The 22,280-nt window shown below is 40.9% G+C and carries 16 protein-coding genes and 1 tRNA gene; 16 read left to right on the forward strand and 1 reads right to left on the reverse strand.

The genetic code is table 11. The features are described from left to right. Window positions 1-39 precede the first annotated feature (39 nt). The 10 genes from HXT47_RS04025 (at window position 40) to HXT47_RS04070 (ending at window position 13,684) form a co-directional block, all read left to right on the forward strand. Window positions 40-1,236, forward strand: coding sequence for a hydantoinase/carbamoylase family amidase (locus tag HXT47_RS04025; RefSeq protein WP_421788879.1), 1,197 nt, complete (start codon window positions 40-42; stop codon window positions 1,234-1,236). Window positions 1,237-1,579: 343 nt separating this feature from the next. Continuing rightward, on the forward strand, window positions 1,580-3,064 hold the full coding sequence (allW, locus tag HXT47_RS04030; protein WP_004574240.1) for an allantoin permease: 1,485 nt from the start codon (window positions 1,580-1,582) through the stop codon (window positions 3,062-3,064). 1 nt (window position 3,065) lies between these two features. Continuing rightward, window positions 3,066-4,442, forward strand: a complete 1,377-nt coding sequence (gene allB / locus HXT47_RS04035; RefSeq protein ID WP_004106667.1) for an allantoinase AllB — start codon at window positions 3,066-3,068, stop codon at window positions 4,440-4,442. A 60-nt stretch (window positions 4,443-4,502) separates the two neighbouring features. Next, entirely contained in the window at window positions 4,503-4,700 is a 198-nt protein-coding gene (gene thiS / locus HXT47_RS04040; RefSeq protein ID WP_004574242.1) for a sulfur carrier protein ThiS, read from the forward strand. Then, complete coding sequence (gene thiF, locus HXT47_RS04045) at window positions 4,701-5,324, forward strand: sulfur carrier protein ThiS adenylyltransferase ThiF (protein WP_004106663.1); 624 nt, start codon at window positions 4,701-4,703, stop codon at window positions 5,322-5,324. After that, on the forward strand, window positions 5,314-6,081 hold the full coding sequence (locus HXT47_RS04050; protein ID WP_421788880.1) for a thiazole synthase: 768 nt from the start codon (window positions 5,314-5,316) through the stop codon (window positions 6,079-6,081). Before thiF ends, HXT47_RS04050 begins: the two co-directional genes overlap by 11 nt. Window positions 6,082-6,224: 143 nt before the next feature. Beyond that, window positions 6,225-6,300: transfer RNA gene (locus HXT47_RS04055), tRNA-Gly, on the forward strand. Between the two features lie 174 nt (window positions 6,301-6,474). Continuing rightward, window positions 6,475-9,726 (forward strand): tetratricopeptide repeat protein, encoded by a 3,252-nt coding sequence (locus HXT47_RS04060; RefSeq protein WP_421788881.1) that lies wholly within the window; start codon window positions 6,475-6,477, stop codon window positions 9,724-9,726. 58 nt (window positions 9,727-9,784) lie between these two features. Then, on the forward strand, window positions 9,785-12,553 hold the full coding sequence (ligA, locus tag HXT47_RS04065; RefSeq protein WP_421788883.1) for an NAD-dependent DNA ligase LigA: 2,769 nt from the start codon (window positions 9,785-9,787) through the stop codon (window positions 12,551-12,553). A 3-nt stretch (window positions 12,554-12,556) separates the two neighbouring features. Then, entirely contained in the window at window positions 12,557-13,684 is a 1,128-nt protein-coding gene (locus tag HXT47_RS04070) for an Mrp/NBP35 family ATP-binding protein (RefSeq protein ID WP_004574245.1), read from the forward strand. A gap of 91 nt (window positions 13,685-13,775) precedes the next feature. On the opposite strand, the gene HXT47_RS04075 is transcribed toward HXT47_RS04070, so the two are convergent. Continuing rightward, the gene (locus HXT47_RS04075) at window positions 13,776-15,146 is read right to left on the reverse strand and encodes a DUF349 domain-containing protein (protein ID WP_004574246.1); all 1,371 of its coding nucleotides are present in this window, start codon (window positions 15,144-15,146) and stop codon (window positions 13,776-13,778) included. Window positions 15,147-15,242: 96 nt separating this feature from the next. Between HXT47_RS04075 and hisS the strand changes: the two genes are divergently transcribed. From hisS to HXT47_RS04105, 6 genes are all read left to right on the forward strand, one after another. Continuing rightward, window positions 15,243-16,643 carry a histidine--tRNA ligase gene (gene hisS / locus HXT47_RS04080; protein ID WP_004106651.1) on the forward strand — a complete coding sequence of 467 codons (1,401 nt, stop codon included), beginning with the start codon at window positions 15,243-15,245 and terminating at the stop codon, window positions 16,641-16,643. Window positions 16,644-16,734: 91 nt separating this feature from the next. Further along, the gene (aspS, locus tag HXT47_RS04085; RefSeq protein WP_116431675.1) at window positions 16,735-18,531 is read left to right on the forward strand and encodes an aspartate--tRNA ligase; all 1,797 of its coding nucleotides are present in this window, start codon (window positions 16,735-16,737) and stop codon (window positions 18,529-18,531) included. A 146-nt stretch (window positions 18,532-18,677) separates the two neighbouring features. Next, window positions 18,678-19,490 carry an amino acid ABC transporter ATP-binding protein gene (locus HXT47_RS04090; protein WP_004106646.1) on the forward strand — a complete coding sequence of 271 codons (813 nt, stop codon included), beginning with the start codon at window positions 18,678-18,680 and terminating at the stop codon, window positions 19,488-19,490. Between the two features lie 68 nt (window positions 19,491-19,558). Further along, window positions 19,559-20,392, forward strand: a complete 834-nt coding sequence (locus tag HXT47_RS04095; protein ID WP_116971043.1) for a glutamate ABC transporter substrate-binding protein — start codon at window positions 19,559-19,561, stop codon at window positions 20,390-20,392. A gap of 1 nt (window position 20,393) precedes the next feature. Beyond that, window positions 20,394-21,071: an ABC transporter permease subunit gene (locus tag HXT47_RS04100; RefSeq protein WP_004574250.1), complete on the forward strand. Its 678-nt coding sequence runs from the start codon at window positions 20,394-20,396 to the stop codon at window positions 21,069-21,071. A gap of 5 nt (window positions 21,072-21,076) precedes the next feature. Beyond that, complete coding sequence (locus HXT47_RS04105; RefSeq protein ID WP_004106637.1) at window positions 21,077-22,162, forward strand: amino acid ABC transporter permease; 1,086 nt, start codon at window positions 21,077-21,079, stop codon at window positions 22,160-22,162. Window positions 22,163-22,280 lie beyond the last annotated feature (118 nt).

Below are 22,280 nucleotides of genomic sequence, written 5' to 3' on the forward strand. Positions count from 1 at the left end.
TTTTGGGAAAACTTGCACAAGTGAGGAGGAATACTGCACATGATTGATAGCAGCATAAGTGCTGAAACTATAGAATCGGCCATAAGCTGGCTTGCAGGATTCACAGAAAAACCAGGAGAACAAGGAGTTACTCGACCTCTTTACACAAAATCTTGGAAACAGGCTCTTTTTGCTCTTCGTCAACGATTTGAAAAACTCGGTATGACTGTAGAATTCGACCAAGTTGGAAACCTAATTGCAACTGTTGAAGGATGCGAAAAACCAGAAAGCATAATAGCTTGTGGATCGCATATTGACACAGTTTCAAGAGGAGGTCGTTTTGACGGCCAACTTGGAATAGTTGCAGCCTATTTAGCAATTAAGAATTTACTTACTAGATATGGAAAGCCAAAGAAAAGTCTTCGCATTATCTGCTTAGCAGAAGAGGAAGGCTCACGTTTCCCATACGTATTCTGGGGTTCAAAGAATTTCTTCGGACTAGCCCAAAAAGAGGACGTAGAAAATATTTGCGACAGCGAAGGTGTTCCTTTCGAAACAGCAATGCGTGAAGCTGGGTTCAATTATCAAACAACTCAACCTAAGTTCGCAAATCTTGAAGCCTGGATTGAGCTACACATTGAGCAGGGACCAACGCTTTACAGCAATCACGAAGATTTAGGTATTATCACTAGCATTGCTGGTCAGCATCGTTGGGATATTCATCTTAAAGGCGTACAAAATCACGCTGGCACAACAATGATGTCCTACAGGCACGATGCAGTAGATTGCATGTCTCATATAATCGCCAAAAATCTTGACAAAGCTAAGCAAGCAGGCGACCCACTGGTGCTTACTTTCGGTAGAATCAGCGTAGTTCCAAATCAAGTAAATATTGTTCCTGGAGAAGTTACTTTTTCAATGAACTGCCGTCATACAGATAAAGCTTTTCTTGATAAATTCTTGCAGGAACTCGACGAGGATATTCACGAAACTGCCAAGTCTTATGGCATTACAGCGCAGATCGATAAGTGGATGTCTGACGATCCTACACCACTTAGCGACGATATTATTAATCTTTTGAAAGATCAAGCTAATAAGCAAGGTTATGCGTACAGAGTCATGCATTCAGGTGCTGGTCAAGATACGCAAATTTTTGCTCCGTTTGTAAAATCCGGAATGATTTTCGTTCCTTCAAAGATGGTATTAGTCACGCTCCAGAAGAGTACACAGATCCACAAGACGCTGTTCACGGAGTAAAGCTTTTACGAGATGCTCTGCATAGTTTGGCTTATGAGGACTAACTAAAAACCAACTAAAAAGATAACGAAAACCAAATAAATAGAAATCTAGGAAGGACGCAAAAGGCATATACGATGCAAACTTCACTGCTTAATTAATCGCAGCGAAGAAAAGTGAATATCGAATGAGAGTACAACGCTTATTCACGAATAAGAGGCTGATACGAAGGGGCGCACCACCACGGGTACGAAATCCTTTCGTATCTTTTTTTATTTTTGAGCAAAGTTGCGATTATTACTTTCAAAAAACTCAAAACACAAAAAAGAATCAAATTACAAACAAGAAAAGTAAGGAGGTGCGCATGCAAATTAGTAAACTGCTACAAGATGAGCCAGTAGCTAGTAAAAACTTGGAATGTTACCGCGAGCGCGGCTACACTAATGAAGATTTACTGCCAAAGCCGCAAGAAAAACGCACAATGAGTGCTCTTAATTTTTGCACTTTGTGGATGCAGTCTGTACACAATATTCCTAATTATGCTGCAGTTGGCGCGTTCCTTTTAATGGGATACTCTCCAATTTACGTAATGATTGGTATCATGCTTGGCGCAATTCTTACAGCAATTGTCATGGTTGCTAACGGTGTTGTAGGTTCCAAATACGGCATACCGTTTTCTATGCATTTGCGCGCAACATACGGAAAAGCAGGCGCTCAACTACCAGGATTCCTCAGGGGAGTAGTTGCTGCAATATGCTGGTATGGAATTCAAACATATATAGGTGCGAAAGCTTTAGAGATTCTAGTTGGCAAAATTTGCCCTGAGTTTCTTACGTTTGGAAACAAAATACCATTTGTAGGTTCGCACATACCTATTATTATTTCCTTCGCAATATTTTGGTTGCTTAATTTGGCGATTGGTTTAGGCGGAGGAAAGACTCTTAATAAGCTAACTGTAGTATTAAGCCCACTTATTTACGTTGTTTTTGGTTGCATGAGCGTATGGGCTATTAGCTGTGCTGGTGGATTATCTGCAATCATGCAATATCATGCTACTGTTCAAGCGCCAACTAATTACGGTCTTGGGCTTTTCATGATGATGGTTGTAAATTCTGTACTGGGCGTTTGGGCTGCTCCTGCCGTTTCTATTGCTGATTTTACGCAAAACGCAAAGTCAACTATGGCTCAACTAAAAGGTCAAATTGCTAGCTTCTTGCTAAGTTACGCGCTTTTTGCTTTTACAAGCGTAGTTATTTTAGTGGGCGGATCGCTTTTTTACCATGAAACCATTACAGATGTTCTTGTTATCATAAACAAGTGGGATAATCTTCCTGCAATTGCAATAGCTACTGGGTTGCTTCTACTTACTACAGTTTGCACAAATGCTACTGGCAATATTGTTCCTGCAGCATACCAGCTAACTGCTTTAGCTCCGCGATTTGTAAATTATAAGCGTGGCGTAGTTATTGCAGCTCTTGTAAGCACTGTGTTAATGCCGTGGAAGTTTATGGCTAATATTACAGGCTTTTTGAATCTTATTGGCATGCTTTTAGGCCCTATTGCAGGTGTTCTACTTGCCGACTATTACGTAGTAAAGCGCACGCATATTGATCTTGATCAAATTTATTACGATACAAATAGCTCGTCAAAATCTGCCTATTCTGGAACTAACTGGATATCTTATACTTCTACGATACTTGGGCTTTTATTTGCTCTTTCCGGGCAGATAATTCCTCTACTTTCACCGCTTACTCAAATCTCATGGATTGTGGGATGCGCTGTAGGCTTCGTGTGTCAAATATTACTATCAAAAGTTTTTCAGCCAACAATGGCTAAAGAAAGGAAATAATATGAACTACGATGTAGTAATCACAAACGGTTTGGTTGTATTCGATAATGAAGCAACTAAAGCCGATATAGCAATTAAAGACGGCAAGTTTGCCGCTTTTGGAAGCAACTTTACAGCCGATAAAACTATTGACGCAACTGATTTAATAGTTGTTCCTGGAAAAGTTGATTCTCATGTTCATATTAACGCTCCAGGCGGCGGCGTTCGCGACGATTGGGAAGGTTTTGTAACAGCAACTTCTGCCGGCGCAAAAGGCGGTATTACTACAATGCTGCAAATGCCTTGCAATCAGATTCCTGCTACTACTGATGGAAAGTCATTTGAAGCAGTGCTTAAAGAAGCCGACGGAAAGCTCAAGGTTGATGTTGGTCAAACTGGTGGCTTGGAACCACAAAACCTCAATGGCGGAATATGCGAGCAAGATAAGCAGGGTGTCGTTAATTACAAGGCATTCCTTGGAACTACTGGCGACAAGGATTTGCAAGTTGATTTGTATAATTGCGACGATTATTCCCTCTACACCGGTATGCAGCAGATTGCAAAAACCGGCAAAATTTTGATTATGCATTGCGAAAACGCTCCTATTACAGACCAGCTTGGAAAGAAAGCTCATCAAATGGGAGCTAGAAAGCTTTCTGAGTTCGTAGCAACCAGACCTGTTTTCACCGAAGTTGAAGCGATTGAACGCGCTTGTCTTTTTGCTAAAGAAACTGGATGCAGAATTCATATTGTTCATGTTTCTTCACCGGAAGGCGCTCAAGCTGTTGCTGACGCTCGTAAGAATGGCGTAGACGTAAGCTGCGAAACTTGCAACCATTACCTGTATTTCGACACTTCTGAGCTTGACGAAATTGGAAATATCGCTAAGTGCACTCCGCCAATTCGTGACAAGGAAAACCAGAATGGCTTGTGGGAAAAGGTTTTTGACGGTTCTATTAACTTCATTGTTTCCGACCATTCGCCAGCTCCTTTGAGTTTGAAGCAAACTGATGATGCTTTCACAGCTTGGGGTGGTATTGGTAGCGTTCAAAACGATGTTGATGTGTTCTTTGATGAAGCTGTGCAAAAGCGCGGAATGTCATTAACTCAATTTGTGGCATTGAATTCTAGCAATTCTGCAAAACGCTTCGATTTGAAAGGAAAAGGCAGCATACGTTTGGGTTATGACGCAGATCTTGCATTCATTAAGCCAAACGCTCCTTATGTTCTTAAAGCTGAAGACCTTGAGTATCGAAACAAGTTCAGCCCATACGTTGGTCGCACTATTGGCTGCCAGGTGGTAAGAACTTTGCTTCGCGGCGAAGAAATTTACAGCCAAGAAAATGGCGTTTGCAAAGGCTTCAAGGGCAAGTTTATTCTTCATCCAGCTAAGGATTAGGTAGAATCTTTAAACGTAATATTTAAAACTTAAAGCATATTCTACAGAAAGGAGGTAAGTGTGCTGAAACTTAATCACGATACTGTGGATTATGTTGAGAACGAGAATTTACTTGAACTACTTAAGCGCGAAGGCTACGACAGTACTTTTGTTGCAATAGAAGTTGATGGTGAATTAGTAAAACGCAAAGATTTTGAAACTTTCATAATTAAAGATAACGCAAAAATTGAAGTATTTAGCATTATGGGAGGAGGATGAATGGAAAGTGACGATATTCGCGCAAAAGTTCTTAAACGTCAGCTAAAGGAAGATAATGATTTGTTTGCTCAACAATCAGTTTCAATACTTGGCTGCGGCGGTTTGGGATCAAATATCGCGTTGATGCTTGCGCGAGCCGGCGTAAAAAAGTTGTACATTTACGATTTTGACAGTATCGAGTATTCGAATTTAAACCGTCAAAATTATACGATTAACGAAATTGGACAACACAAAGTATCTGCTACTAAAGCACGGCTTAATGAAACTTTGCCGTACGTTGAAGTAGAAGCTTTCGTACAAAAAGTTACGCCGGAATCGTTAGATGAGATTGCTGAGCGCTCCGACTTGTTTATTGAAGCATTCGACAATCGCGAATCGAAAGCAATGGTTCTTGACTATTTCATGAATCATCCTAACAAATATGTTATTACCGCTTCTGGCTTATCTGGACTAGGAGATATTAAGAACGTAAAAATTAAGCATCTTTCAAACGTGTGCTTAGTAGGTGATTTTAAGTCTTCTCCTGAAGAAGGCTTGTATTTGCCTTATGTTTCGATTATCGCAAGTTTAGAAGCGTTAGAAGCGTTGAAATGGATAAAAAATGGAGGAAATTATGGAGAATGAAGATTATTTAGAATTAGGTGGTAAGAAGTTTACTTCTCGATACATTTTGGGTTCTGGAAAGTATTCTGAGGAGCTTATTGATGCCGCAGTAAATAGTGCTAAAGCTGAAATGATTACTGTAGCAATTCGCTATAGCGAGAAAGCTGCAGGAATTTTAAAGCATATTCCAGAAGGCGTTACCATTTTGCCTAATACTAGCGGATGCGTAACTGTAGAGGAAGCAGTTAACACTGCACATATTGCTCGCGAAATGGGTTGCGGAAACTTCATCAAGCTTGAGATTATTCCTGATCGCAAGTATTTGTTGCCAAACAATGAAGCTACTTTGCAAGCAACAAAGATTTTGGCTGACGAAGGCTTTACTGTTCTTCCTTACATGTATCCAGATTTGTACTTTGCTAAGGCAATGCGCGACGCTGGAGCTGCTGCAATTATGCCTCTCGGCTCTTTGATTGGCTCTAACAAGGGTCTTGAAACTAAGAAGTTTATTCAGCTTATTATCGACGAAATCGATCTTCCTGTTATTGTCGATGCTGGCATTGGCGTTCCAAGCCAGGCTGCTGAAGCAATGGAAATGGGTGCTGCAGCTGTAATGGCAAATACTGGAGTTGCTACCGCAAAAGATATCGTGCTTATGGCTAAAGCATTCAAGCTTGGCATTGAAGCAGGCCGCGCAGCTTATCTTGCAGGCCCAGGTCGAGTACTTGAAAAAGGCGCTACTCCATCTTCACCAAAACGCGATGACGAAAGCAAGTAAGCAAACAAATAAAATAAGTCTTCAACTTAAAACACTAAAAATCTGAAACAAGTAAGCCTTACAAGTGCAGCCAGTACTTGTAAGGCTTGCGACATACCTAATTTGCACTTTTTATGAAAATGATATAAGGTATTCACTTGTTTGCGGACATAGCTTAGTTGGTAAAGCGCAACCTTGCCAAGGTTGAGACCGCGGGTTCGAGTCCCGTTGTCCGCTCCATTTGAAAATAAAATATCCACAATTCTGCAACATTCACACATCGAACATGCGTTTCCTATATACTACTTATATACTGAACTATGATGTGACGAGTGCAGTCAGCGCATAAGATTAAATGCTGAATGCTTACGAACGCAACTTGCATTATGTCAACGACTTGAAGGAATGGGGATTATGGCTGAAGACGTGCAATCTACCGAGCAGACACACTCTAAAGAAGATCGTATGTCAATCATGTCAGACGCTATTGATTCCTTATGGCAACAAGGCGAAATTACTTCCATTCCTACTTTTTCTAAACACCGTATTTTTCGTGATTTTCCAGGACTTCCACCAAATACCCAACTAGCTTGGTTTAAAATCCCTGGGAAACTATTTGGAATTGCGCTAGGTTTATGCAAAGATGATGGAAAACATTTTCGTCAACTTGCAATCGCAGACAAAGATGGGAGAGTTTACACAGGAGATAAAGTAACTCCTGTAGAAGCAATTGAGCGCATACCACAATTGTCATTTATTGAGCAAGGGTCTTTTAATCTATATAACAAAACTAGATTCTATGGATCTAAGCAAATACAAGCATCACATAACTTTACAAAACAACTACAAAACGTATTTAAAAATTTACGAAAAAAGAAAGTAAATAAGAATACTTCAAGCTCATACGCAAAACAAAACATTAACGATAAGCCTTTTGTCTATGGCGATGTTGTTATGCAAGTTTCTTTAGATGATGGCTTACATCAAGTTGCTTCATGGATCTGCTTAAACAATGGAAAGCATAAAAAATATACTATCGAAGGCACACGCGTATCGTTGAGTGACGATTTTAGATGCAATCTTTCATATGAAGACGCTATTGCTACAGTATTTTTTGCGACTTTTTTTGTGCCAGATTTACACCAATCATTAGTTGGTTTTGGATATTTTCACGTATTACACCGCTTGCATACAGAAGCTCCTCTTGGCGCAATAAGAAGAAGCGTTTCCGATATTAAAACTGCGCGCAAAGAAGGTTTTAGAGTTTCCGGTTTGGAAGAATACTACGAACGCGTCATGCGCGACGTTGGAGCATTAGAGCAAACTCACAGTCTAGAAGCAGTCCATGCAGCGGAAAGATTACACTTACAACCTGCACAGAAAACTTCAGCACATTACTTGATTTGGGATGATTCATTAGAGCCTTCTGCAGCTTTGAAAGTGTTGCGCATTGAAGGTGCATTAAACAGACTACAAGCAATTTATCAATGCATTCAAGCAAACGCATCGCAAGGTGGTAAAAGTTTAGAAGATAATATTACTTGCGAGCGCATTTGTGCTATCGATAACTCATTTATTGAAGATCCAGCTTTTATTGCTAGCGAAGATTTAGGAATGCAAAGTTTCGGAGATCCTACGCAAGATGACTGTATTCGCCCATTAATGCATTTATGGCGCAAAGCTCGCAAGTGCCAACAGTCTGCATCGTATTTAAAACAGACTGAAGCAGGAGAGTGGTTGTATCGCCAATCTTTAGCTGAACTTATTCGTAGCTTGTATTTACCGTTCCGTTTTGATGCAGATTTTCGCTCTAATTTAGGAGATGGGAAAGTTGCATTAGCTTTTACAGCAACAGGATCATCACTAATGCCAAGAAGTATCTACGATACTCATAAAAATAAGTGGCATGAGTATAGCGATAGCGAAAAGTCCAATATTTCAGTAAATTACAATTTGAGAATTGGAATTATGCTTGCAACTCTCGCTTTTGGTATTAGCGATAAAATACAGCAAGTTTCTATTAGACTTGACTCTATAGGTTTAGAAGAAATGGTTGCTGCACAAGATAGCGCTATTAGCAATCTACTAAATCGTACGCTAAGAGCACTAAATAGAATTGATAACAATAGTACGCACGAAAAAGGTGAGCCAAAAGATGGAGACATTCATGGTGACCCTTCTAAGTTGCAAGATTTGCAACACCTACCGTTTGCTGATGTTGTAGAAGCTGCGCAATCATTAGTAGATGAGCATAGTGATGATTTAACAAGCGCGATGGAAGTCGGAAACAATGAAAACAACGCAAACAACACAAATAACACAAATCCTTTAGCAGCATTTAGCGAACCGCCAGAAGTGCGAACTTTAATGACCGTCACTTTCGAACGTGACAATTTCGTAAAACATATTCGCTCGCACGGATTACAAAATCCTATAGAATTCTACAAAAAATCTAACGCGCGTATAAGCTTAAACGAAAATTGCAAGTTTAACACTGTAGAACCATCATTCGATTTGCATGACACTTGCTTCTCGCCTAACGGCGCACAGGAAGAGCCAGAGTTTTCAGACACACTATTTAACGAAGAACAAGAAGAAATACTCGGAACAGAACATGCTAAAGGTCTTTCTATACAACGAGAAGACTTGCTACAGCAAGCAGTCGCCGATTTTCATCATATTGCTTCACAACCATTGCTAACAACAGCTGAAAAAGCTCGTGAAGCAATGAATATCATCGAACAAATTGGCGACCCAGAGCTTAACAACCAAGCAGATATAGTAACTCGTTCACTTATTGACGAAACTACAATACCGGAACTTCATTTCAAAGCATCTCAAAATATAAGAGATATGCGCATACACGCCCAAGAACAACTCATAGAGGGCGACATTAAACAAGCATTAGAATCTTATGAGAACAATATTGCAAAATTTGACACCATGTTCACAATAGATAATGCTGTGCCACGTTACTTTAATTCATATGCAGAACGAGTAGTGTACAACCGCTTATTCGCAACACCAGACGAGCAAACACTACTTATTCCAGACGGATTATTCTACGCCCACATGGAATTAGCAGATTTGCTCTCACAACTACATCAATATGATGCGGCGTTAAAACATTTAAACACAATGGTTTCATACGCTCCAACATACGCATTATCGCATTTGCGACTTGCAGCAGCATTATCGCAACAAGAAGATTGGACGTCAACAGTAGCAGCATGTCTAAACGCACTTCGAGTCGCATTAGACAAAGACGACGCAGCATTCGCATACTATAGATTAGCTTATGCAGCTTGGATGCAAGACAAGTTCACTCTGGCAGCAAGCGCTTACCGAATGGCAGACTATTTAGCTCCAGGAAGAATAGAACCGCTACAAATGGAACTAGAAGAATTATTATCACGAATGCGCTCGCAGTGTTATAAAGCTCCTACTAGTATGGATGATGTTAGACATTGCTTTATGAGTGACGATATTCCTGTCTGGCCTAATATTGAAGCAAATCATATTATTGGAAAAGCCGCAAAGCTAACTGTTGACGATGGAATGTTTGTAATTGCAAGAACTTTGTGCGTAGCGCATATTCGAATGTCACTGAATGACGATTGTGAAGGTGCAGTACAATCACAGTTCTTACGTTCATTAAATGCGTAAATGGTAAGTGACATAATCTATATAAAGCAACAGCTGATTTGAAGGGGGTTTCATGAGTATGGCTCACGATGATATCGAGTCAAAAAACGCACAATGGACTCTTTTTGACGATTTTGACGAGCAAAATGAGACTCATGAAAATACGCAAAAAACAGATACGTGGATTGCTCAACTTCAGCCAACAGACACTGATGCGTTGGCTCTTGGAAACTTGCAGCCAGCGACGCTTACTATAGAGCAAGCTGCGAAACTTTGGGCAAAATTGGCAGCTTGGGCACAATCTGATCAAATTGCTTATTACGTAGAAGATTCTCCGACTAGTTCAGACGCAGCATATGATGCAAGAATGCGAGCGCTAAGCGCTTTAGAAGCTGCCTTCCCAACTTTAGATACTCCTCAATCCCCAACACATCGCGTAGGTGGAACTTTTTCTAACGATTTTACTTCTGTAAAGCATCCGTCTCGAATGATGAGTTTGGATGATGTATTTTCAATTGAAGAATTACACGATTGGTATAACAGCGTAATTCGCGATTTACAATGGGATGAGTCTAAACCTCTTCCTATGACTTGCGAAGTAAAAATTGATGGTCTTGCTTTAAATCTTATTTATCGCAACGGTACTCTTGAACAAGGTCTTACTAGAGGCGACGGCGTAACTGGCGAAGATATTACATTAAACGTAAGAACGATTGAAGCAATACCAACACAGCTTCATTCTGACAATCCTGACGATATTCCTGAGTTCGTGGAAATTCGTGGCGAAGTTTTTATGAAATGGGAAGACTTTAGAAAATTAAATGATGAACAAGAAAATGCTGGACGAGTTGCTTTTGCAAACCCTCGTAACGCTGCAGCTGGCTCTTTGCGCCAAAAAGACCCACGAATTACAGCCACGCGTCGATTAAGCTTTTTTGCACACGGACTAGGTGAGCTTCGTTGGAAAGAAAATACAAGCCATAACAATAGTGAAACAAAATTTAATCAGTCTGACGCATATAAGCTCTATCAACAGTGGGGAATACCTGTTTCTCCGTACACAAGAAAAGTCACAAATTTTTCTGAAATAGAAGAAATGATTGACTATTACGGAAAGCATAGAGCAAATATTTTGCACGCTTTAGACGGCATAGTTGTAAAAGTTGATGACAGAGCATTACAGCATCAACTAGGAGCTACTTCTAGAGCTCCACGATGGGCTATTGCATACAAGTATCCTCCTGAAGAAGTTAATACTTACTTGAAGGATATTATTGTCCAGGTTGGAAGAACTGGAAGAGTAACTCCTGTAGCTGTTCTTGAACCTGTTACTGTAGCAGGATCGACAATTTCTCGCACAACTCTTCATAATACTTACGAAGTTGAACATAAAGGTGTGCTAATTGGCGATACTGTCGTAGTTCGTAAAGCTGGGGATGTTATTCCAGAATTAGTCGGACCGGTACTTAAAGCTAGGGAAGGGCGAGAAAGTGAACTTAGAAAGTTTGTTATGCCAGAATACTGCCCATCTTGTGGAACTAAGCTAGCTCCTGCAAAAGAGGGAGATAAAGACATTCGTTGCCCAAATGTAGAAAACTGCCCAGCTCAACTTACAGAACGAATAATTCACTTGGCTTCCAGACAAGCTTTTGATATTGAAAATTTGGGCGATAACGCTGCGCTAGCTCTTACAAATCCTGAGGATTGCAGGCCTACAACTGCAGAAGTTTACTGCCCAGATATGGATAAAATTATAATTCAGCGAGGCGCAACTCAACAACCATATATACCGTCACCAGATTTAACGCTACCTGAACCACAAACTCCAGTACTTAGAAATGAAGCTGGATTATTTAGTATTACTGCCGACGATTTGCAAAATGTAATGGTTTGGAAAGAAATTCCTCTTGTTGAAGAGTGGAAAGAAGTTAGTAAAGACGGTAGCTTTAAAAAGCGTACACGCAAAATAGGCGGATCTGGTCTTTGGCATCAAGTTAGAGCATTTTGGACTCGCACAATCGAAGCAAAGTTATCTACAAATTACGAAGCAGAAGGAACTCCCGAAAAAACTACTTCACCAAACGAACAATGGGATCCTCAATATCCTAAATTCCAAGTTCCAATTGACGCTAAAGTGGTACTTTGGAAAAATAAGCGCATTACTAGAAATGCTAAAACTAGCGACAACGCTAAAGAAACAATAAATGTGCCATGGTATACAAGACCTTCTGAAACTACTCGTAGTATGCTTGAAGAAATAGCTCAAAAAGGCAAAAATGCAGCACTGTGGCGAGTTTTGGTTGCTTTATCTATTCGTAGACTAGGTCCACCAACTGCACGTCTTATAGCGGCAAATTTTGGATCTTTAGACAATATTTCCAAAGCATCTATTGAAGAACTTACACAAATTGATGGAGTTGGTCCTGAAATTGCGCAAGCAGTATACAACTGGTTCCAACAAGCTAAAGATCCTACTAATTGGCAATTTGAAGTATTAAAATCGTGGCAAGAAGCAGGTGTAGTAGGGAAAGTTGAAGCATCATCTTTCGCTCAAACATTAGTAGGTAAAACAATAGTTGTTACAGGATCTTTGCAAGGATTTACAAGAGACAGCGCAAAAGAAGCTATAGTCTCAAGAGGCGGCAAAACATCAGGATCAGTAAGCAAGAACACATATTGCGTTATTCTAGGCGAAAATGCAGGATCCAAGGCAACTAAAGCGCAAGAACTTGGCATCCCTATGCTTAACGAACAACAGTTTAATACTCTTTTAAAAACTGGGAACTTAGAAGAAATACTACAAATTGCAAATAATACTATGCCAAATCTCATTGCTGAGGAATCATAACGCATGAATACAAGTGAACTCGAAAAACAAGTTTACGATTTGCTGGGTAGCGTTATTGATCCAGAATTAGGTCGCTCTGTTACCGAATTAAATATGGTAACCGGAGTGCATGTGATAGAAAAAGCTGAAACCATTGATACAACAAAGTTTGCTTATGATGTAGAAATAAATCTTGAACTTACTGTGCCAAATTGCCCTCTTGCAGAAGTAATTACAGGACGAGTTCAAGAAGCTATATCTAAATATCCTCAAGCAATACTCATACCGCACGTTAACGCCACTGCAATGAGTAAAACTAAATTAGAAAAGTTGGTTGCAGATTTAAAAGCTGAACGCAAAGAAAATCCATTTAATAAAGCTGGCACTCGCACGAGAATTTTTGCTATAGCTTCTGGGAAAGGCGGAGTTGGAAAATCTTCTATAACTGCTAATTTAGCTGCAACTTTTGCAGCATTAGGTTACGATACTGCAGCTATTGACGCCGATATTTACGGCTTTTCTTTACCGCGAATGTTTGGAGTTAATTCTCAACCAACAAATTTAAACGGAATGCTTATGCCTGTAGTTGCTTGGGGAGTAAAGCTTATTTCTATTGGAATGTTTGCTGGAACTGATCGTGCTATTTTGTGGAGAGGACCACGATTACAACGTTCTTTAGAGCAGTTTCTTTCAGATGTTTGGTGGGGCAACCCTGATGTTTTACTTCTTGATTTAGCTCCAGGCACAGGAGATATGGCATTAGCTGTAGCGCAATCCTTACCAAACGTAGAGCTTGTTGTAGTAACAACTCCACAGCCTAGCGCATCAGATGTAGCAGTTAGGTCAGGTCTTATGGCTTTGCAAATTCCTGTAAAAGTTCGCGGAGTTGTTGAGAACATGAGCTGGTTTGAAAATAACGGCGAGCGCTTAGAATTATTTGGTTCAGGAGGAGGAAGGAGAGTAAGCGAACAACTTTGTAACGCTCTTGACACTAATGTGCCTCTTTTAGCTCAACTTCCTTTAGATCCTGCGCTTAGAGAAACTGGTGAAGCAGGGAGACCTGCTGTTCTAACCGAAGATGGAAAATTGGCAGATTCTAATTTAGCTAATACTTTTATTCATTTAGCTAAATCTTTAATAAAAAACTCTTAAAGCAAATAAAGCTTAAAATACAGCCGAAAAAATAAGTATGGGGTTGCTTAAAATCAAGCGACCCCATACTTTTAGTTAGTTATAAAACTAATTATTTAACAGCGTTCAACCACTGCTCTTTAGTAGCCTTTTCAGCTTCCAACTTAGCTTTACGCTTATTATCGGTTTCCTTAGCAATAGCAGCGTTAAGCTCTTCTAGTTGTGCTTCCAACTGTAAAGCAAAACTGGACTTACGAGCGTTAGCTTCAGGATCAGCCTCACGCCAAGCAGCTTCTTCAACAGCCTTAATCTTTTTATCAACGTCGTTTAAGCGAGACTCAATACGACGCATATCTTCACGAGGAACGAAACCAATAGCATCCCATTCTTCCTGAATCTGAGACAAAGCCTTACGAGCTTTCTTAGCAGCTTCTTCATTTTCTACTGGCAACAAAGCCTCTGCTTTTACGAGCAAAGCTTCCTTCTTAGCAAGATTTTCGTGTTCTCCAGCATTAACCTTTTCACGGTCATTTTGACGAGCATGATAGAAAGCATCAGCAGCTTCGCGGAACTTAGCCCACAAAGCATCATCGTGCTGGCGGCCAGCATTGCCAGCTTTCTTCCAACGATCCATCAAAGCATTGAACTTCATAGAAGTTTCACGCCAATCTTTTGAATCTTTTAAGCTTTCAGCTTCTGCAATAATAGCTTCCTTAAGCTGCTTAGCAGTATTACGCACGTGCTCACGTTCTTTAACCCAAGAATTGCGAGCCTGAGAGAATGCAGAACGAGCCTTTGAAAAACGCTGCCACAAAGCATCGGCATCAGACTTATTCAAGTGAATAGTAGTACGCTGATGCTCCTGCCATTCGTCAAATAAAGCACGTAGCTTATCGTTTAATTCACGCCAATTAGTAGATTCATTCATTTGCGCTACTAACAATTCTGCACGTTCTACAATATTTGTACGCTCTTTCAAAGCTTTTTCCAGAGCTTCTTTTCGAGCTTTAGCGATTGCTTCCTTCTTTTCATTACCTTTTGCAGTCAATTCGGCGTGTCGCGCACGTAAAGCAGCAATATCGCCTACGGCAGCAGGATTTTCCAATTCAGCTTTCAAAGTATTAAGCGTTTCGTCAATTTCTTTTGCTTTTACATTGGAAGCTTCTAAGCGCTTAGCAAAAAGATCAAGCTTAATCTTCAAATCAAGATAACGGTGAATATAGAAAGTCAACGCTTCTTCAGGAGTGCCAGTGGAGTATTGACCAACCTCACGCTCAGCACCGTTTTCAGTAACGTAAACAGTGCCATTTTCATCAACACGGCCAAAGGTTTTTGCGGCTTTAATATCCTCTTCACTATAAGAAATGGTTGGTGCTTGAGCAACAACACGAGTCTTATGCGCGAAGCTTGCTGGAGATGGAGCAACCGGCTTTGGCGCGGTAGTAGTTTTAGTAGTTTCTTCAGGTTTAGTCTGTTCGGTCACGGGACGACTCCTTACAGCAGATGCACGGTAACATTGTTACGAATAAGTATGACGGTAAGCCATGATTTTTCCGCAACACCACCTATTATAGTGGACATGGTACAAGGCTCATCAATATCGGGTTTCCCTGAATGGCTTCCTAGTGAACGCGCTGTTGAACAGCAAGTAATTGACACACTAAGAGAAGTGTTTGAACTCAACGGTTTTATTGGAATTGAAACACGTGCAGTAGAACAGGGTTCAAGCTTATTAAAAAAAGGCGAAACCAGTAAAGAAATTTATTTATTGTCGCGTTTACAAGAAGTTGGTCACGAATCCGACACTCCTGTAGAAGAACGCATTGGCTTACATTTCGATTTAACAGTTCCACTCAGCCGTTACGTCGTTGAGCATACTGGTGATTTGACGTTCCCATTTAAGCGCTGGCAAATGCAAAAAGTTTGGCGAGGGGAGCGTCCACAAGAAGGTCGTTTCCGTGAGTTTGTTCAAGCAGATATCGATGTCGTAGGAAATGGCGAATTACCTTCACACTACGAAGTTGAACTTCCACTTGTCATGGTTGAAGCTCTTGAGCGTTTACGTAAGTTCGGTCTTCCTAAGGCAACTGTTCATGCTAACAATCGAAAGCTTTCTGAAGGTTTTTATCGCGGTATTGGATTAAGCGATATCGAGGGAGTTCTTCGAGAAATCGATAAGCTAGACAAAATTGGCGCTGAAGAAGTATCCAAGCTTTTGGTAAAAGAATGCGGAGCTACGGCTTCTCAAGCTGATGCATGCTTAGAATTAGCTGAACTTACTGCCGAAACAGGAGATGAGTTGAAGTCTCGTTTCGACGAATTATGCGATAAGCATAATATTTCTCGAAGTGATGATAACGAGTCTTATGTTTTAGCTTCTCAAGGTGTTGAAACTCTTGCAATGATTGTAGACGAGGCAGCACGTATTCGCCCAGGCGCTGTTGTTGCTGATTTGAAGATTGCTCGTGGACTTGACTACTATACTGGTTCTGTTTACGAAACTTTCCTTGATAATGCAGCATCTCTTGGTTCAATTTGCTCTGGTGGACGTTACGATAATTTAGTTTCACAGGGCAAGAAGAAGTATCCAGGCGTAGGACTTTCAATTGGCATGTCTCGACTGCTTTCTTATATGCTTCACACTGCAGGAGCTACTGTTTCTCGAGTTTCTCCTGCTGCAGTACTTGTTGCAGTGTGGAATGAAGAAGATCGTCCTGCATGCAATGCTATTGCTAAAACTTTACGAGATCGAGGCATTGCAGCAGATGTTGCTCCTAGCGCAGCAAAGCTTGGTAAGCAAATAAAATATGCTGACAAGCTCGGCATTCCTTATGTGTGGTTCCCTGCTGATAGCACTGAATCAGAGTCATCTCACGATGAAGTAAAAAATATTATTACTGGCGAACAGGAAACCGCGGATGCCACGTCTTGGCAACCGGATACTGTTTATGCCCGGCAGACAGTTTCTTGCGCTAAATAATGTTCTTGCAAATTTGCTTGAATATTGTGCGCAAAATCATGTCAATAGAAACAAATGAATATATCAATTAGATTGTAGAGGAAGTGGACTTATGAGCCAGACGGCGTATCGCACACATCATGCCGTTGAAGTGACTGAAGAATTAGTCGGGCAAAAAGTAACCATCGCTGGTTGGGTTGATCGTCGCCGTGATCATGGTGGAGTCGCCTTTGTTGATGTCCGTGATAACACAGGCTTAGTGCAAGTTGTTATTTACGATGAAGAAACTGCACGACCATTGCGTAGTGAATTCGTTGTACAAGTGACCGGCGAAGTTCGCTTGCGTCCAGATGGCAACGAAAACGATCATTTAGCAACCGGTAAAATTGAGATTGTTGCAGAAACTGTTACTATTCTCGCAAAGTCAGACGCTTTGCCATTCCAGGTTTCAACGGCTTTGGAAAACGAGTCCGAGAACAAGCTTCCAAGCGAAGATGTTCGTTTGAAGTATCGTTACCTTGATTTGCGTCGCCCATCTATGCAGCGCAATTTGAAGCTTCGCTCTGATATGGCTAAGGCTGCCCGCCATGCTTTGGAAGACATGAACTTTACTGAAGTTGAAACACCAACTTTCATTAAGTCAACTCCTGAAGGTGCTCGCGACTTCGTTGTTCCAGCACGATTGGTTCCAGGCTCTTGGTACGCACTTCCACAGTCTCCTCAGCTTCTAAAGCAGTTGCTCATGGTTTCTGGCGTCGAGCGCTACTATCAGCTTGCTCGTTGCTATCGCGACGAAGACTTCCGTGCAGATCGTCAGCCTGAGTTCACTCAGCTTGATATGGAAATGAGCTTTGCAAGCCAGGAAGATGTTATGGCTATGGCAGAGCGCGTTATTGCTGCTATTTGGAAGGAAGCTGGTCACGAGATTACTCTTCCTTTGCCTCGTATTACTTGGCAGGAAGCAATGGATAAGTATGGTTCCGATAAGCCTGATTTGCGTTTTGGAAACCCACTTATTGAGTTGACTGACTACTTTAAGAACACTCCATTCCGCGTGTTCCAAGCTTCATACGTTGGCGCTGTGCTCTTTAAGGGCGGTGCTGCAACTCCTCGCCGTCAGTTTGACGCTTGGCAGGATTGGGCTAAGCAGCGTGGAGCTAAGGGATTGGCTTACGTTGTGTTTGGTGAAGATGGCGAGTTAAAGGGTCCTGTTGCTAAGAATCTTAGTGAAGAAGAGCGCGCAGGTCTTAAGGAAGCTGTTGGAGCAGAAGATGGCGATGCAGTGTTCTTCGCAGCAGGCTCCCGCGAGTCTTCGCAGCTTTTGCTCGGTGCTGTTCGTGTAGAGCTTGCTAGCCGCGCAGGATTGCTTCACCCAGATGAGTTTGCTTTCACTTGGGTTGTTGACTTCCCACTGTTCAAGCGCACTGATGATCCAGATGATGACGACGTTGCTGTTGGTCACTCAAAGTGGACTTCTATGCACCATCCATTCACAATGCCATCTGCTGATTGGATCGATAAGTTTGATAAAGATCCAGAGCACGCTATGAGCGATTCTTACGATATCGTGTGCAACGGTAACGAAATGGGCGGCGGATCCGTTCGTATTCACCGCGACGATATTCAAGATCGTGTGCTTAACGTTCTTGGAATCGATAAGGCTGAAGCTGACGAAAAGTTCGGCTTCTTGCTTGAAGCTTTCAAGTATGGTGCTCCACCTCACGCTGGTATTGCTTTGGGTTGGGATCGTACTGCTGCAATTTTGGCAGGCGCAAGCTCAATCCGCGACGTAATTGCATTCCCTAAGGCTGGCGGCGGTAGGGATCCTCTAACCGGCGCTCCTGCTCCGATTTCTGACGAGCAGCGTGCTGAAACTGGCGTTGATTACGATCCAGAAGAAAACGAGTAAATAGAAATACTTGTAAAAAGTGTTATTGATAAGCCGTTGATTGTTGATTTTATGATTACAATTAACGGCTTTTTTGTAACGTAAGAGTTACAAAACGTAACGATAGTGATAAATAGCCGTAACACAGGTTAGCTAAACTTCTTGTTATGGATAAGCAAGTATCAAAGTCAAATCCAAACGCCGAGGATATGACTAATCGCACTATTTCAGTGCAAAAAGCGGCAAATCCCCTCGTAGAACTAAGTCATGTCGAAAAGCATTACGGAAAACTTCATGTGCTTAAAGACATCAATCTGACTGTTAACAAAGGCGAAGTACTAGTTATTATCGGTCCATCTGGTTCTGGTAAATCGACAATGTGTCGCACAATTAACCGTCTCGAAACTATTGATTCAGGTGACATACGTATTGACGGTGAGCCACTTCCTCAAGAAGGAAAAGAACTTGCAGCTTTGCGAGCAGAAGTTGGTATGGTATTCCAGTCCTTTAATCTTTTCGCTAACAAGACTATTTTGGAAAATGTTATTCTTGCTCCGATGAAAGTGCGCCATATGGATCAGCAAAGTGCTGAATCTCTTGCTATGGAATTGCTCACTCGAGTCGGAGTTGATAATCAAGCAAATAAAATGCCTTCACAACTTTCCGGCGGTCAGCAGCAGCGTGTTGCAATTGCTCGAGCTCTTGCTATGCAGCCAAAAGTTATGCTTTTTGATGAACCTACATCTGCACTAGATCCGGAAATGGTTAATGAAGTTCTTGATGTCATGGTTGAACTTGCAAAAGAAGGCATGACTATGATTTGTGTTACCCACGAAATGGGATTTGCACGCAAGGCAGCTGACAGAATTGTATTTATGGCAGATGGTCAAATTCTTGAACAAGGCACTCCTGAAGAATTCTTTGAACATCCAAAAACTGATCGTGCAAAAGATTTCCTTTCCAAGATTCTTACGCATTAATCTGCTTTTTGTTTTATCTTTCAGTAAAATTCTGAAACTTTAAAACAGTTCTTATGAAGGGAAAAGATATGAAAATATTACAAAATCGCATTTTTCGTGCGATACTAGCGATGCTTTGTACCATATGTTGCGTTATGCCACTTACAGCGTGCGATCGTAGCGATGGTAAAAAAGTCATACGCATCGGTATTAAATTCGATCAGCCTGGTTTGGGTTTCAAAAAATCAGGAACTTACGTTGGATTCGACGTTGATGTTGCTAAGTATGTTGCCAAAAAGCTCGGCTATTCAGAAGATCAGATTGTGTGGAAAGAATCACCATCTAAGCAGCGTGAAACAATGCTTCAAAACGGTGATGTCGATATGATTGTTGCAACATATTCCATTACTGATGCTCGTAAAAAAATGGTGACATTTGCAGGACCATATTTTATTGCTGGCCAGGATTTACTAGTTCGAAAAGATGAGCATAAAGTAAGCGGTCCAAATGATTTGGACGGAAAGCGTTTATGCTCAGTTTCAGGCTCAACATCTGCAATTGCTATTAAGGAGCGTTACTCTTCAAAGGTACAGCTTATGCAACAGCCTGGTTATGCAGAATGTGCAACTGCATTATTCTCAGGAATTGTAGATGCTGTAACTACCGACGACATTATTCTTGCTGGTTTAGCAACCGCTTCTCGAGGTCGTTTAAAGCTTGTAAACAAGCCATTTACCGCAGAATATTACGGAATTGGCATTAAAAAAGGAAATACAGGCTTAGCTAAGAAAATTAACGCAGCCTTAAAAGACATGATTCGTAACGGATCATGGAAAAGAGCTCTAGACGACAATTTACGAGGCACTGGCTTTAAGCCAAACGCAAAGTATAATCCGCCAATTCCTCAAGAAGGAGAGAAGTAATATGCAAGATTTTATGCAGCTATTTACCTCCTACAATATTCCAGGAGCATTCTTGGTTAATATTGAAATAACTTTATGGAGTGTACTTTTTTCATCAATTATTGGCGTAATTCTTGTTACTATGCGCATTTGCCCTGTTTCATCATTACGCATGATTGCTACAGTTTATGTTGAATTGTTTAAAAACATGCCACTTACCATCATTATGGTTTTTATGGTTTTAGGCGTTTACGCTCAGCTTAAGATAGGATTCTCCTCAATTTTTGAAGTGAATTTCTTCTGGCTGGCAATTGCTGGATTGTCGCTTTATACTGCAGCATTTGTTTGCGAATCTTTGAGATCTGGTCTTAATACCGTGCCTGTTGGCCAAGCAGAAGCTTGCCGCGCTCTTGGATTAAATTTCTTCCAATCTGCAACACAAGTAATTCTTCCACAAACTTTCTGCGGTTCAGTAGCACCATTAGGTAATACATTTATTGCTTTGCTTAAGAATTCTACAGTTGCTGCTGCAGCATCAGTTGCCACAGAGACTTCAACAATGATGAGCGAAATGATTGAGAAACATGCAGATTTGATTGTGCCAATCTTCTTAATTTTCGCTTGCGGATACATTATGCTCATCATTCCTATCGGCATTTTGACTACTTATTTGTCAAATAAACTTGCTGTGAGAAGGTGATAACAATGGCTAAACAACGTGAACAATCATTATTATTTGATGCTCCAGGTCCAAAAGCTCTTAAGAAAATTCGCATAGCTAATATTATTGCCGGTTGCATTTTTGTTATTTGCATTATTGCTATTCTCGTTCGTTTGAGCAATCCTCCAGAGGGAGAAAACCAACTTTCTTGGACACTTTGGAATCCTGCACTCGAATCTGAAGCCTGGGTTGATTTTTATCTTCCTGGATTATGGATGACACTAAAGGCATCGTTACTTGCAGTAGTTGGTTCTATTGTATTTGGCTTATTCTTCGGACTTTGCCGTTTACTACCTAATTTTATTATTCGTAGTATTTCCGCAATAGTAGTAGAATTTTGCCGTGCAGTACCAGTATTGATGCTTATGATTTTCTTGTGGAGAGCATTCGCACTTTCTGGTATGAAAGAATCATCATACTGGGCTGTTGTTTTGGCACTGATTATGTATAACGGTTCTGTTGTTGCAGAACTTGTTAGATCTGGTGTTGGCAACTTGCCAAACGGTCAAAGAGAAGCTTCGCTTGCATTAGGATTGAGCGAATACCAATCATTGACACAAATTGAAATGCCTCAAGCAATTATTGCTATGATGCCTGCAGCAGTAACTCAGCTTGTAGTTGTTTTGAAGGATACTGCACTTGGTTCAATTATTATGTACACTGATTTGCTTCAGGAATCGCGTCGACTCGGATCAATGTACTTTAATATTTTGCAAACATTAAGCGTTGCAGCAGTAATATATTTCCTTATTTGCTTGGCATTGTCTTGGTTTGCACAATGGTTGCCATCGCACTTGAAGAATCGAACTGCCGCTCCAACAGAACCAGAGCCTGTTGCTCCAATTGCTATTATGGATCCTTCTAATGTGAACCAAATAGCAGTTGCTAGCGAAGTTAAAGAGCTTCCTTATGGTGGTACTCCACGTAAGTATCACGTACATCATCGCGGTACAAACGCTTCTATTCACCATTGGCGTCACACTCGTTACTTGCAAGGCTATGACGAGCATCATCTAAAAACTGGAGATGAACCGGAAGAAAATGATGACAACAATGCAGAAAATAACTAAATTTCATATTTAGTGGTGTTTAGTAGCAAATTTCTCATAAGCGCAGTCAGTATTTATTATTGGCTGCGCTTATTATTTTCTATCTTGCAATTTCTAACTTTGGTAGAATCATAATAGT

The sequence above is a fragment of the Gardnerella sp. DNF01205 genome (assembly GCF_049244135.1).
Classification (GTDB): Bacteria; Actinomycetota; Actinomycetes; order Actinomycetales; family Bifidobacteriaceae; genus Bifidobacterium; species Bifidobacterium leopoldii.